General features: G+C 74.4%; 1 protein-coding gene. It reads right to left on the bottom strand.

What is annotated here, in order from left to right:
- Window positions 1-39: 39 nt before the first annotated feature.
- Window positions 40-15264 (bottom strand): SDR family NAD(P)-dependent oxidoreductase, encoded by a 15225-nt coding sequence (locus ACLJQE_RS14390; RefSeq protein WP_410639672.1) that lies wholly within the window; start codon window positions 15262-15264, stop codon window positions 40-42.
- Window positions 15265-15281: the final 17 nt, after the last annotated feature.

The following is a 15281-nucleotide window of genomic DNA, read 5'->3' on the forward strand; positions in this document are numbered from 1 at the left end:
ACGACCTTTTCATACGACGCACTCACCAGATGCTCCCCATCACTCGTCGCCGAAAGCCAGTTGCACGAGGTCGTCGACGCCCAGTTCGGCGATCGACCGCTCCTCGCCCGCGTCCTCGGCCGCGATCGACGCGAGCGCGTGCCGCAGCCGGTCGCCGTGCCCGTTGCCATTCCCGTTGCCGTTCCCGTTCGCGGCACCTTCCGGGACCAGCCGGGCGCCCAGGTAGCGGGCCACCGCCAGGGGGTTCGGGTAGTCGAAGACGAGCGTGGCCGGCAGTTTGAGTCCGGTCGCCTCGCGCAGCCGGTTGCGCAGTTCCACCGACGTCAGCGAGTCGAACCCGGTGTCCTTGAACGCCGTGTCCGGGCGGACCGCCTCCGGCCCGTCGTACCCGAGCACGACCGCGACCTGCCCGCGCACCAGGTCGACCAGCACCGCCTCCCGCTCGGCCGCGGGGAGCCCGGCGAGCCGCCCGGTCAGCCCACGGTCCACAGTGGACGCCGTCCGCGCCTGGGTCCGGCCCCGCCGGACCAGACCGCGGAACAGGTCCGGGACCGTGCTCGCCCGCATCGCGGCGAGGTCGAGCTTGATCGGCACGAGCAGGGACTCGTCCATCCGCAGCGCGAGGTCGAACAACGCCAGGCCCTCGGCCCGGGTCAGCTCCAGGACGCCGTTGCGGCCGGCCCGCGCGTGGTCGACGTCGCTGAGGTGGGCGGCCATGCCGCTGCTGCGTTCCCAGAGGCCCCAGGCCAGGGACAGGCCCGGCAGGCCCGCCGCCCGGCGATGGGCCATCGCCGCGTCCAGGAAGGCGTTCGCCGCCGCGTACGGGCCCTGACCGCCGCCGCCCAGCACACCCGCGACGGACGAGAAGACGACGAACGCGCCGAGGTCCCGGCCGCGGGTGAGCTCGTCGAGGTGCCGGACCGCGTCGACCTTCGCCGCGTACACGTTCGCCAGCTGCTCGGGGGTCAGCGCCTCGATCACGCCGTCCTCGAAGACACCGGCGGTGTGCACCACCCCGGTGAGCTCGGGCAGGTCCGCCAGGAGGGCGGCCACTTGGCCGCGATCCGAGACGTCACAGGTCACGACGGACACGTCCGCGCCTTCGCCGGTGAGCTCGGTGACCAGGTCCTGCGCGCCTTCGGCGTCCGGTCCCTGCCGGCTCGCGAGCACCAGCTTCCGCACGCCGTGCCGGGTGGCCAGGTGCCGGGCGACCAGCATGCCCAGCGATCCGGCGCCCGAGACCAGCACCGTGCCGTCCGGGTCGAACGCGGCGGGCGTGTCCGCGATCCGGGTGGCCCGGGCCAGCCGGGGCACGAGGAAGGTCGTCCCGCGGACCGCGAGCTGCGGTTCGCCGGAGGCCAGCACGGCACCGAGCGGGACGTCGCCGTCGGTGTCCAGCAGGACGATCCGGTCCGGGTGCTCCGCCTGCGCGGACCGGACCAGGCCCCACACCGCGGCCGCGGCCGGGTCGATCAGCGTGTGGTCGCCACCCGCGGGCACCGCCCCGCGGGTCGTCACGACCAGCCGCGCCTCCTCGAACGCGGGCGCGGCCAGCCACGCCTGCACGACTTCGAGCGCCCGGGAGCTGACGGCCAGCGCCGTGTCTCCCCCGGCGGCTTCCCAGACCACCACCGGTGGCGTGTCCGCCTTCTCCGCCAAGGCCGTCACGTCGTCGGCGGTGTCGACCGGCACCCACGGCGGCAGTTCCGCGCGGGGCACGGCAGGCAGCTCGGTCCAGCCGACGCGGAACATCGCGTCGTGGCCCGTGTCGGCCGCGGCACCCAGCTGCTCGGCCGAGACCGGCCGGGACACCAGCGACTCCATCGTCAGCACCAGGCCGCCGGTTTCGTCGGCGGCCTCGACGGACAGCGCGTCCGGGCCGCTCGGCGAAAGCCGGACCCGCAGGGCCGAAGCACCCGCGGCGTGCAGGACCAGGCCGTTCCAGGCGAACGCGAGCACCGGCTCGCCCGGCTCGTCCCCGCCGACGGCCGTCGCGGCCTGCAGGGCCGCGTCGAGCAGCGCCGGGTGGACGCCGAACCGGCCGGCGTCCTTGCGCAGGTCCTCGGGCAGGGCGACCTCGGCGTAGACGTCGCCGTCACGCCGCCAGACCGCCCGCAGCCCCTGGAACGCCGGCCCGTACCCGTACCCGCGGCCGGCCAGGTCGGCGTAGAAGGTCTCGACGTCGACGCGCTCGGCATCCGCGGGCGGCCAGGCGTGGAAGTCGAACGCGGTGTCCTGGGCGGGGGCCGTCGACAGCACGCCGGTGGCGTGCCGCGTCCAGGTCCCCGCGCCGCCGTCGCGCTGGGAGTAGACGTCCACCGTGCGCGAGCCGGTCTCGTCCGGGCCGCTCAGCGCGACCTGGACCCGGACGCCGCCCTGGGCGGGCACGACCAGCGGGGCCTCGATGATCAGCTCGTCGAGCGCCGTGCACCCGGCTTCGTCACCGGCCCGCACGGCCAGCTCGGCCAGCCCGGAACCCGGCAGGATCACCACGCCGCCGACCGCGTGGTCGGCCAGCCACGGGTGCGTCCGCACCGACAGCCGCGAGGTGAACACCAGGCCGTCGGACTGCGGCAGCTCGACGACCGCACCCAGCAGCGGGTGGTCGGCCGCCGCCTGGCCCAGCGAGGCCGCGTCGGTCGCGGACCCGGCGGGCCGGAGCCAGTAGTGGCGGTGCTCGAAGGCGTACTTCGGCAGGTCGACCCGGGCGGCCTGCGGCAGGACCGCGGTCCAGTCGAGCGGGACACCTCGCACGAACAGCTCGGCCATCGACGTCAGCAGGCGGCGCAGGCCACCGTCCTCCCGCCGCAGCGAACCGGTCACCACCGCGTCGTCGCTGATTTCACTGAGCGGCTGGACCAGCACCGGGTGCGCGCTGACCTCGACGAACACGTCGTGGCCCTGGCGAACTAGCTCCGCCACCGCCGGGCCGAAGCCGACCTGGTTGCGCAGGTTCCGGTACCAGTAGCCGCCGTCCACGACCCCGGCGTCGGTGATCCAGCCGCCGGTCAGCGTCGAGAAGAACGGCACCGCCGGTGCCTGCGCCTCGATCCCGGCCAGGGTTTCGGCCAGGAGGTCCTGGATGGCTTCGACCTGGTTGGTGTGCGAGCCGTAGTCCACGGCCACCCGCCGGACGCGGACTTCCTGCCCGGACAACGCTTCGACGACCTCGTCGAGGGCCTTGGCCTCCCCGGCGATCACCACGGAGGTGGGGCTGTTGACCGCGGCCACCTGGACCCGGTCGGCCCACGGCGCCAGCCACGCGGTCGCGTCTTCTTCGCTCAACGCGACCGAGGCCATGCCACCACGGCCGGCCAGCCGGGTGGCGATCGCCTGGCTGCGCAACGCGACCACCTTCGCCGCGTCCTGCAACGACAACGCACCCGACACACACGCCGCCGCGATCTCGCCCTGCGAGTGCCCGACCACGGCATCCGGCCGCACGCCCGCGGACCGCCACACCGCGGCGAGGCCGACCATCACCGCGAAGCTCGCGGGCTGCACGACATCGACCCGATCCAGCAGATCGGACTCCCCGCGCAGCACCTCGAGCAGCGACCAGCCGACCCACGGTTCCAGCGCGGCCGCGCACTCGGCCACCCGCTCGGCGAACACCGGCGAGGACTCCAGGAGCTCCCGGCCCATCCCGGCCCACTGCGAACCCTGCCCCGGGAAGACCCAGACGAGCTTGCCCGGCGAACCGGCGCGGCCGGTGACCACCGTGGCGGTGTCTTCTCCGCGGGCCAGCGCTTCCAGGCCCGTCACGGTCTCTTCGCGGGAGCCCGCGACGACGACCGCGCGTTCGGTCAGTGCGGCCCGGTTCGTCACCAGCGCCCTGGCCACGCCGGCCAGGGGCGCGTCACCCGCCACGAATCCGGCGAGGCGACCGGCCTGACCGGCCAGTGACGTCCGGCTCCGCGCGGAAACCACGACCGGCACCACCGGAACCTCCGGCGTGGGCACCGGCTCTTCGGCGGGTGCCTCTTCCAGGATCAGGTGCGCGTTCGTGCCGCTGACCCCGAACGCGGACACCCCGGCCCGGCGCGGACGGCCGTTGCGCGGCCACTCACGAGCCTCCGTCAGCAGCTCGACCGCACCGGCCGACCAGTCCACCTCGGGAGTCGGCTTGTCGACGTGCAGCGTCGGCGGCAGCACCTCGTGCCGCAGCGCCTGCACCATCTTGATCACGCCCGCGACACCCGCGGCGGCCTGTGCGTGGCCGATGTTCGACTTCAGCGAACCCAGCCACAGCGGCTGCTCCGGAGCACGGTCCTTGCCGTAGGTGGCCAGCAACGCCTGCGCCTCGATCGGGTCACCCAGCGTGGTGCCGGTCCCGTGCGCCTCGACGGCGTCCACATCGGACGGAGCCAGCCCGGCGTTCCCCAGCGCGCGGCGGATCACCCGCTGCTGCGACGGGCCGTTCGGCGCGGTCAGGCCGTTCGACGCGCCGTCCTGGTTGACCGCGCTGCCGCGCAGCACGGCCAGGATCCGGTGGCCGCGTTCGCGGGCCACCGACAGCCGCTCCAGCACGAGCACGCCGACGCCTTCGGCCCAGCCGGTGCCGTCGGCCGCGGCGGCGAACGCCTTGCAGCGCCCGTCGACGGCGAGGCCGCGCTGCCGCGAGAACTCCACGAACGCGCCGGGGTTCGCCATCACGGTCGCGCCGCCGGCCAGCGCCATCGAGCACTCGCCCTGCCGCAGCGACTGCGCGGCGAGGTGCATGGCGACCAGCGAGGACGAGCAGGCCGAGTCGATCGTCACCGCCGGGCCTTCGAACCCGAACACGTACGACACGCGGCCGGACGCCACGCTCGACGAGCCGCCCGTGCCCGCGAAGCCTTCCAGCTCCGGGGTCACGACGCTGTCCCCCGGGGCGACGTAGCCCTGGCCGAACATGCCGGTGAACACGCCGACGTCGTTGCCCTTCAGTGAAAGCGGGTCGACCCCGGCATCTTCCATCGCCTCCCACGAGGTCTCCAGCAGCAGCCGCTGCTGCGGGTCCATCGCGACGGCCTCACGCGGCGAGATCCCGAAGAAGCCCGCGTCGAAGAGCGCCGCCTCGTGCAGGAACCCGCCGTGGCGCGTGTAGGTCTTGCCCGGGGTCGCCGGGTCCGGGTCGTACAGGCTGTCCATGTCCCAGCCGCGGTCGGTGGGGAAGCCCGACACCGCGTCCCGGCCCTCGGCCACCAGCCGCCAGAGGTCCTCGGGCCCGGCGACCCCGCCCGGCAGCCGGCACGCCATCCCGACGATGGCGATCGGCTCGTCGAGGTCGGCCTTCGCGGCCGTCGTGGTCACCGGCGTCTCCGCCGCACCACCGAGTTCCTCGCGCAGGAACCGGGCCAGTGCCTGCGGGTTCGGGTAGTCGAAGACCAGCGTCGCGGGCAGCTTCAGCCCGGTGGCGGTCCGCATCCGGTTGCGCAGCTCGACCGCGGTCAGCGAGTCGAAGCCGGCGTCCTTGAACGCGGTGTCCACCCGGACGGCGCTCGCGTCGGCGTGCCCGAGCACGGCCGCCACCTGCGCCCGGACCAGGTCCAGGAGCAGGGTGAGCTGGTCGGCCGGGGTGAGCCCGGCCAGCCGCCCGGTCAGCGCGCTGTCCACAGTGGACGCTGTACGGGCCTGCTGACGGCCCGCCCGGACCAGGCCGCGCAGCATGTGCGGCACGGCCCCGCCCGCGGCGACGTCGGCACGCACCCCGCGCAGGTCCAGCTTGGCGGGCACCAGCAGCGACTCGTCCGACGCCAGGGCGGCGTCGAACAGGTCCATGCCCTCGTCCTGCGTCATGATCTGCAGGCCGCCGCGGCGGCTCATCCGGGCCCGGGTGGCCTCGTCGGTGTTGGCGGCCATGCCGGTGCTCTGGTCCCACAGGCCCCACGCCAGCGACAGGCCCGGCAGGCCGGCCGCCCGGCGGTTCGCCATCAAGCCGTCCAGGAAGGCGTTCGCCGCGGCGTAGCTGCCGCTGCCCGCGCCCATGAACACGGCTGAGACCGAGGAGTAGACGACGAACGCGTCCAGGTCCCGGTCGCGAGTGAGTTCGTCGAGGTGCGTGGCGGCCGTGACTTTGGGTGCGAACACCGTGGCCAGCCGCTCCCGGTCCAGCGTGCCGATCACGCCCGCGTCGAGGACACCGGCCGTGTGCACGACCGCGGTCGGCTGGTGCTCGTCGAGCATTGCGGCCACCTGAGCGCGGTCGGAGACGTCACAGGCGACGACGGACACGTCCGCGTCCAGCTCGGCGGCGAGGTCCGCCACGCCCTCGGCGTCCCGGCCGCGCCGGGAAGCCAGCACCAGCTTCCGCACGCCGTGGCGTTCGACCAGGCGCCGGGCCACCAGGCCACCGAGCGCGCCGGCGCCCGAGATCAGGACGGTCCCGTCCGGGCGGAACACGGGCTCCCCGCTCTGCTCCGCGCGGGCGATGCGGGGCACGAAGTACTTCCCGCCGCGCACCGCGACCTGCGGCTCGTCAGTCGCCAGGGCCGGGATCTCGCCGTCGGTGTCGATCAGGAAGATGCGGTCCGGGTTTTCCGCCTGCGCGGCCCGGACGAGGCCCCACACCGCGGCACCGGCCGGGTCGGTCACCACGCCGTCACCGGCGGGCACCGCACCGCGGGTCACCACGACCAGCCGAGCTTCGTCAGCCGCGTCGACGAGGAACGTCTGCACGGCTTCCAGCACCCGGGCGGTCAAGTCCAGTGGCTCCGCGCCGAAGGCCTCGACCACCTCGACCTGGTCCGGCACCACACCGTCCGCAATGGGCAGTTCGGTCCAGTCCACGCGGTACAGCGATCCGGCGCGGGTCTTGCCGGCCGAGAACTCCCGGCCCACCACCGGACCCGCGGTGACGACCAGGCCACCCGTTTCGTCGGCCGCTTCGAGGGAGACGCCGGGCACCAGCCGCACCCGCAGCGCCGAGGCGCCCGAGGCGTGCAGGACCAGGCCGTGCCACTCCGCCGGTTGCTCGTCGTCCGCGAGAGCCGGACGCAGGGCCGCGTCCAGCAGCGTGGGGTGGATGCCGAACGCGCCGGGGTCCAGCTCATCGGGCACGGCGACCTCGGCGAAGATCTCCTCACCGCGCCGCCAGAAGCCGTCGGCCTCCTGGGCACCGGCGGGCGGCCAGACGGTGAAGTCGAACGGCTCGTGCGCCGGGGCCGTCGCCGACAGGTGCCCGGTGGCGTTCCGGGTCCAGTCCTCGTCGCCTTCGCGCTGCGAATACACCTCGACCGTGCGCTCGCCGCTCACGGTGACCTGCACCCGCAAGCCACCGCTTTCGGGCAGGACCAGCGGAGATTCGACGGTCAGGTCGTCGAGGACCGGGCAGCCGGCTTCGTCGCCGGCCCGCACGGCCAGCTCCACCAGGGCGGCGCTCGGGACGCCGTCGGCCAGCCACGGGTGCGTCCGCACCGACAGCCGCGCGGTGAACACGAGCCCGTCCGACTGCGGCAGCGGCACGACCGCGCCCAGCAGCGGGTGATCGGCACCGGCGAGGCCGAGCGCGGGCGCGTCGGCCGCGGCGGGCGGGCTGAGCCAGAAGTGCTGGTGGTCGAACGCGTAGGTCGGCAGCTCGACGCGCGCGGGCGGCGCCATCGTGGCCCAGTCGACCGGGACACCCCGGACGAACAGTTCGGCCATCGAGGTCAGCAGCCGCCGCGGGCCGCCGTCCTGGCGCCGCAGCGTCCCGGTGACCACGGCGTCGTCGCCGATTCCACTGATCGGCTGGACCAGCACCGGGTGGGCGCTGACCTCGACGAAAACGCCGTGCCCCTGCTCGAGCAGCGCGGCCACGGCCGGGCCGAAGCCGACCTGGTTGCGCAGGTTCCGGTACCAGTACCCGCCGTCGACGACCCCGGCTTCGGTGATCCACTCGCCGGTGACGGTCGAATAGAACGGCACCATCGGCGTCTGCGCGGTGATCCCGGTCAGGGTCTCGGCGAGGGTGTCCTGGATGTCCTCGACGTGCCGGGTGTGGGACGCGTAGTCCACCGCCACCCGCCGTGCTCCGAGTGCTTCCACGGCCTCCGTCAAAGCTTCGGCGTCGCCCGCGATCACGACCGAGGACGGGCCGTTGACCGCGGCGATCTCGACGCGGCCGTCCCACGGCGCGAGCCGCGCGGCCACCTCGTCGTGGCTCAGCTGGACCGACGCCATGCCACCGCGACCGGACAGCCGTGCCGCGATCGCCTGGCTGCGCAACGCGACCACCTTGGCGGCGTCCTCGAGGGACAGTGCCCCCGACACGCAGGCCGCCGCGATCTCGCCCTGGGAGTGCCCCAGCACCGCGTCCGGCACGACCCCCACCGACGCCCACACGGCGGCGAGACCGACCATCACGGCGAAACTCGCGGGCTGAAGCACGTCGACGCGCTCGATCAGCGCCGGGTCGCCCTCGCCCCGCAGGACGTCGAGCAGGGACCAGTCGATCCACGGTTCCAGCGCGGCCGCGCACTCGCCGATCCGCTCGGCGAACACCGGGGACGCTTCGAGGAGCTCCCGGCCCATGCCCGCCCACTGCGTGCCCTGGCCCGGGAACACCCAGACGGTCTTGCCCGGCATCCCGGCGCTGCCGGTCACCAGACCGGTCGCGCTCTCGCCGCGGGCCAGCGCGGTCAGCCCCGCCCGGGCCTCCTCGGCCGAGCCGGCCACGACGACGGCCCGGTCGGTCAGCGTCGCCCGGGTCGACAGCAGGGCACCCGCCACGCGGGTCAGCGAGACGTCCCCGTCGAGGAACGCGGCCAGCCGGCCGGCCTGGCCCGCGAGGGACCCGGTGCTGCGCGCGGACACCACCACGGGCACCACGCCGTCGGGCAGGTCCGCCTCGGGGGTCTCCTCGGCGGGCGCCTCCTCCAGGATGAGGTGCGCGTTGGTGCCGCTGATCCCGAACGACGAGACGCCGGCCCGGCGCGGGTGGCCGTTGCGCGCCCACTCGCGGCCCTCGGTCAGCAGCTCGACCGCGCCCGCGGACCAGTCCACCTGCTTGGTGGGCTCCTGCACGTGGAGGGTCGGCGGCAGGGCGTCGTGCCGCAGCGCCTGGACCATCTTGATGACGGCCGCCACGCCCGCGGCCGCCTGGGTGTGCCCGACGTTCGACTTCAGCGAACCCAGCCACAGCGGCCGCTCCGGGTCGCGGCCCTTGCCGTAGGTGGCCAGCAGCGCCTGTGCCTCGATGGGGTCGCCCAGCGCGGTCCCGGTGCCGTGCGCCTCGACGACGTCCACTTCGGACGGTTGCAGGCCGGCGACGGCCAGCGCGCTGCGGATCACCCGCTGCTGCGAAGGACCGTTCGGTGCGGTCAGGCCGTTGGACGCGCCGTCCTGGTTGACCGCGCTGCCGCGGAGCACGGCCAGCACCCGGTGCCCGCGTTCGCGGGCCACCGAAAGCCGTTCGAGGACGACGATGCCGACACCCTCGGACAGGACGGTGCCGTCCGCGCCGTCCGCGAAGGCCTTGACCCGGCCGTCCTCGGCCATGCCGCGCTGCCGCGACATGCCGATCACGCCGATCGGCGAGCCCATCACGGCGACGCCACCGGCCAGCGCCATCGAGCACTCGCCCGCCCGCAGTGCCTGCGCGGCGAGGTGGATGGCCACCAGCGAAGACGAGCACGCCGTGTCCACCGTGACCGCCGGGCCCTCGAACCCGAAGGTGTAGGACACCCGGCCCGAGGCCACGCTGCCCGCGGTGGCCGTGGTGACGAAGCCTTCGAGCTCCGCGGGCATGTTGCTCAGGGATTCGAGGTAGTCGTGGATGGAGACGCCGGAGAAGACGCCGACGGCGTCGCCGCGGGCCTTGGTCGGGTCGATGCCCGCGCGCTCCAGCGCTTCCCAGGACGCTTCCAGCAGCAGCCGCTGCTGCGGGTCCATGGCCAGGGCTTCACGTGGCGAGATGCCGAAGAAGCCCGGGTCGAACAGCGCGGCCTCGTGCAGGAAGCCGCCCTGGCGGATGTACGCCGTGCCCGGGCGCTCCGGGTCCGAGTCGAACAGGCCCTCCAGGTCCCAGCCGCGGTCTTCGGGGAAGGCCGACATGCCGTCACGGCCCTCGGCGACCATCCGCCACAGGTCGTCGGGGTTCAGCACCCCGCCCGGCAGCCGGCACGCCATGCCGACGATGGCGATCGGCTCGCCCGCGTCCGCGGGAGCCGCCGTCACCGTGGCGGGCGCGCCCGCCACGGTCTCGCCCAGTTCCTCGCGCAGGTGCCGGGCGAGCGCCACCGGCGTCGGGTAGTCGAAGACGAGCGTGGCGGGCAGCTTGACGCCGGTCGCCGCGCTCAGCCGGTTGCGCAGCTCGACGGCGGTCAGCGAGTCGAAGCCGAGGTCGCTGAACCCGTGGGTGCCCTGGGCCAGCTCGGGGGCGGCGAAGCCGAGCACCGCGGCCGCCTCGGTCTGGACGATGCCCAGCAGGATCGTTTCCTGGTCCTCGGCGGGCAGCCCGGCGAGCTTCCGGACCAGGCCGCCACCGCCGCTCGCGGCCGCCGTCCGCGCCACCCGGCGGCTCGCGCGGACCAGGCCGCGCAGCAGGTGCGGGACCTCGCCGCCGGCCGTGGCCTGGCTGCGCAGCGTCCGCAGGTCGAGCTTGATCGGCACCAGCAAGGCCTGCTCGGCCTGCAGGCCGAGGTCGAAGATGTCGAGGGCTTCGGCGGGCGTCATGGCCAGCACGCCGCCGCGGCTCATCCGGGCCTGGTCGGTGGCACTGAGGTGGGCGGTCAGGCCGTCGGCCTGCTCCCACAGGCCCCACGCCAGTGACACGCCCGGCAGGCCCGCCGCCCGGCGCACGGCCATCAAGCCGTCGAGGAAGGCGTTCGCCGCCGCGTAGTTGCCCTGGCCGGCCGAGCCCATGAGCGCGGCCGCGGAGGAGAACACGACGAAGGCGTCGAGGTCGAGGTCGCGTGTGAGCTCGTCGAGGTGGCGGACCGCGTCGACCTTGGGCGCGAACACCCCGGCCAGCCGCTCCCGGGTCAGCGCCCCGATGACGCCGTCGTCCAGCAGGCCCGCGAGGTGCACGATGCCGGTCGGGCGGTGCTCGGCCAGCAGCGCGGCCACCTGGTCGCGGTCGGAGACGTCGCAGGCCACCACGGCCACTTCCGCGCCCTGCTCGGTCAGTTTGGCGACGAGGTCTTCCGCGGCCACCCCTCGACGGCTCGCGAGCACCAGGCGCCGGACGCCGTGCCGGGCGACCAGGTGCCGGGCGACCAGACCACCCAGCGAGCCGGTGCCGCCGGTGAGCAGCACCGTCCCTTCCGGACTGAACACCGCGGGGACTCCGGGCGCCTCGCCAGTGGCGCGGGCCAGCCGCGGGACGGAGAATGCGTTGCCGCGCAAGGCGATCTGCGGCTCACCGGTGGCGAGCACCGCTCCCAGGGGCACCTCGCCATCGGTGTCGACGAGGATGATCCGGCCCGGGTTCTCCGCCTGCGCGGCCCGCACCAGACCCCACACCGCGGCACCGGCCGGGTCGGTCACCTCGCGCACGGCACCGCGGGTCACCACGACCAGCCGGGCCTCCTCAGCCGCGCCGTCGAGCCAGGTCTGCACCGCTTCCAGCACCCGGCTGGTCAGGTCCAGGGGCTCCCCGCCGACGGCTTCGAGCACCTCGGCGTGGTCTGCGGACAGGCTCTCGGTCGCGGGCAGCTCGATCCAGTCCACCTGGAACAGCGAGTCGCGCTCTTCGCCCGCCGCCGTCTCCAGCTGCGCGGCGGACACCTCGCGGGACACCAGCGAGTCCATGGTGACGACCAGGCCACCGGCCTCGTCGGCGGCCTGGAACGTCAGCGCGTCCGGACCGCCCGGCGCGACCCGCACCCGCAGCGCCGAGGCCCCCACGGCGTGCAGGACCAGGCCGTTCCAGGCGAACGGCAGCACGTTGCGGTCGTCGTCCGGGTTGGCGAAGGCGTTCGTGTGCAGGGCGGCGTCGAGCAGGGCGGGGTGCAGGCCGAACTTCCCGGCGTCTTCCTTGTGGTCGTCGGGCAGCGCGACCTCGGCGAAGACCTCTTCGCCACGCCGCCAGACCGCCCGCATGCCCTGGAACGCGCCGCCGTAGGCGTACCCGCGTTCGGTGAGGTCGGTGTAGAAGTTCTCGACGTCGATCGGCTGCGCCCCGGCGGGCGGCCAGGCGGCGAAGTCGAAGCCGGCGCCCGGTTCCCGGGTCGTCGACGCGCCGAGGAGACCGGTGGCGTGCCGGGTCCACTCGTCGGCGTCCTCCCGCATGGAGAACACGTCCACCGCACGCGAGCCGGTTTCGGTCGGCCCGCTCACCGCGACCTGGACGCGGACGCCGCCGCGCTCGCCCAGCACCAGCGGTGCCTCGATGACGAGCTCCTCCAGGACGCCGAAGCCGAGCTCGTCACCCGCGCGCAGCGCGAGGTCGACGTACACCGTGCCCGGGATCAGCACGACCCCGCCGATCGCGTGCCCGGCCAGCCACGGGTGCGACTTCAGCGACAGCCGGGAGGTGAAGACCAGCCCGTCGGACTGCGGCAGCGGCACGACCGCACCCAGCAGCGGGTGGTCGGCACCGGCCAGGCCCAGCGACACGGCGTCGGTCGCCGCCTCGCCCATCCGGAGCCAGTAGTGCTGGTGGTCGAAGGCGTAGGTCGGCAGCTCGACCCGGCGGAACGGCGGCAGCACGCCGGTCCAGTCCACGGTCACGCCGCGCACGAACAGCTCGGCCGCCGAGGCCAGCAGGCGCCGGAGCCCGCCGTCCTCGCGCCGGAGCGTGCCCGTCACCACGGCTTCGGTGTCGTCGACGAGCTCGTTGATCGGCTGGACCAGCACGGGGTGCGCGCTGACCTCCACGAACACCCGGTGGCCCTGCTCGATCAGCTCGGTCACGGCCGGGCCGAACCGCACCTGACGGCGGAGGTTCCGGTACCAGTAGCCGCCGTCGAGCACGTCGGCGTCTTCGACCCAGCTGCCGGTCACGGTCGAGTAGAACGGGATTTCCGGCGCCTGCGCGCGGATCCCGCCGAGCATCTCGGCCAGTGCGTCGCGCGCGGCTTCGACGTGCCGGGTGTGGGAGGCGTAGTCCACCGCCACCCGCCGGATCCGGACGCCCTGGTCGTCGAGCGCGTCGAGGGCCTCGTCCAGCGCCTCGGCGTCGCCGGCGATCACCACGGAGGACGGCCCGTTGACGGCCGCGACCTCAACGCGGCCCGCCCACGGCGCCAGCCGCGCGGCCGCGTCCTCTTCGCTCAACGCGACCGAGGCCATGCCGCCGCGACCGGCCAGCGAGGCGGCGATCGCCTGGCTGCGCAGCGCAACCACCTTCGCGGCGTCGTCCAGCGACAGGGCGCCCGACACGCACGCGGCCGCGATCTCACCCTGCGAGTGACCCACGACCGCCTCGGGCTCGACGCCGAGCGAAGCCCAGACCGCCGCGAGCCCGACCATCACGGCGAAGCTCGCCGGCTGCACCACGTCGACCCGGTCCAGCAGGCCGGCCTCGCCGCGCAGCACGTCGGTCAGCGACCAGTCGACCCACCGGCCCAGCGCGGTCTCGCACTCGGCGATCCGCGCGGCGAACACCGGAGAGGCTTCGAGGAGCTCCCGGCCCATCCCGGCCCACTGCGTCCCCTGGCCGGGGAAGACCCAGACGACCTTGCCCGGCGCACCCGTGCCGCGGCCGGCCAGCAGGCCGGGCGCGCTTTCCCCGCGGGCCAGCGCCTGCAGCCCGGTCACGGCTTCTTCGTTCGAACCGGCCACGACGACCGCGCGTTCGCTCAGCACCGCGCGGCCGGTCACCAGCGTCCCGGCCACGTCCGCCAGGGAAACCTCGCCGTCGGCGAAGCCCGCCAGGCGACCGGCCTGTGCGGCCAGCGAGGCCGCGGTCGCCGCCGACACGACCAGCGGCACCACACCCGCGGGCGCCGGCTCTTCGGCCACCGGCTCTTCTTCGGGTGCCTCTTCCAGGATCATGTGCGCGTTGGTGCCGCTGGCGCCGAACGCGGAGATCGCGCCGCGGCGCGGGCGGCCGTTGCGCGGCCACTCCCGGCCCTCGGTCAGCAGCTCGATCGAGCCCGCCGACCAGTCCACCTGGGGGGTGGGAGCGTCGACGTGCATGGTCGCCGGGAGCTGCCCGTGCCGCAGCGACTGGACCATCTTGATCACGCCGGCCACGCCGGACGCCGCCTGCGTGTGCCCGACGATCGACTTGACCGAGCCCAGCCACAGCGGCTGCTGCGGGTCGCGGCCCTGGCCGTAGGTGGCCAGCAGCGCCTGCACCTCGATCGGGTCGCCGAGGACGGTGCCGGTGCCGTGCCCCTCCACCGTGTCCACATCGGACGGTGACAGCCCGGCGCCGGCCAGCGCCTTGCGGATGACCCGCTGCTGCGCCGGGCCGTTCGGCGCGGTCAGGCCGTTCGACGCGCCGTCCTGGTTGACCGCGCTGCCGCGGATGACGGCGAGGACCTGGTGCCCGCGCTCGCGCGCCACCGAAAGCCGTTCCAGCAGCAGGACGCCGACGCCCTCGGCCCAGCCGGAGCCGTCGGCGGCCGCGGCGTAGGACTTGCAGCGCCCGTCGAAGGCCAGGGCCCGCTGGCGCGCGAAGCCGACGAACCCGCCCGGCGTGGCCATCACGGTCGAGCCGCCGGCCAGGGCCATCGAGCACTCACCGCGGCGAAGGGCCTGCGCGGCGAGGTGGATCGCCACGAGCGAGGACGAGCACATCGTGTCGACGGTGACCGCGGGGCCCTCGAGCCCGAGCGTGTAGGCGACCCGGCCGGAGGCGACGCCGCCCGCGGTGCCCAGTGCGCGCTCCAGGCTCATGAAGCCCTCGAACCCGCTGAGGTCCGGGGCGTAGTCCTGGTGGACGATCCCGGCGTACACGCCGATGTCGCTGCCCCGCACCGAATGCGGGTCGATCCCGGCCCGCTCGAGGGTCTCCCAGGACACTTCCAGCAGCTGCCGCTGCTGGGGGTCCATGGCGAGGGCCTCGCGCGGCGAGATGCCGAAGAACCCGGCGTCGAACTGGGCCGCGTCCTGCAGGAAAGCGCCCTCCCGCACGTACGTCGTCCCCGGGTTGTCGGGGTCGGGGTGGTAGAGGCCTTCGACGTCCCAGCCGCGGTCCTCGGGGAAGCCGGTGTAGACGTCGGCGCCTTCCGAAACCACGCGCCAGAAGTCCTCCGGGCCGCGGATCCCGCCGGCGTAGCGGCAGGCCATGGAGACGATCGCGACGGGCTCCGCGGCGGCCGCGGCGAGGGCGGCGTTCTCCTGCTGGAGGCGGACGTTCTCCTTCAGCGAAGCACGCAGTGCGTCAACGATCTGCTCGTTCGGCGCGGACATGTTCTTCCTCCACGATT

The sequence above is a fragment of the Amycolatopsis sp. lyj-346 genome, from assembly GCF_046548975.1.
Classification (GTDB): Bacteria; Actinomycetota; Actinomycetes; order Mycobacteriales; family Pseudonocardiaceae; genus Amycolatopsis.